The organism is Pantoea sp. GbtcB22, assembly GCF_019091025.1.
Classification (GTDB): Bacteria; Pseudomonadota; Gammaproteobacteria; order Enterobacterales; family Enterobacteriaceae; genus Pantoea; species Pantoea leporis.
This window is the reverse complement of record NZ_JAGXKB010000477.1, coordinates 1-252: the sequence shown is the minus strand read 5'-3', so window position 1 is coordinate 252 and position 252 is coordinate 1. Positions and strand designations below refer to the sequence as shown.

1 pseudogene is annotated in these 252 nt (G+C 58.7%); it reads right to left on the bottom strand.

The window, feature by feature from the left end:
• Positions 1 to 252: pseudogene (locus tag KVT28_RS25770) on the bottom strand (YggT family protein); the annotation flags it as partial.

Genomic DNA, 252 nt, shown 5'->3' with positions numbered 1-252 from the left:
CAGTCAGCTGCATCAGAACCTGATCCACCGGGCCGCCACCCTGGCTGATCCAGCTCAACAGCGAACGAATGATGATCACCCAGAACACCAGATAACCGGCGGACTTCACCAGCGACAGCAGGCCAACCAGCAGGATGGTGGGATCAACGGAGAACACGCCGACCTGAATCAGCAGCAGGATCGGACATTTCAGGGTGGTCAGCACAAAGGCCAGCAGCAGCGATGCGGTATCAATCGGGCCAATGGCTGGGA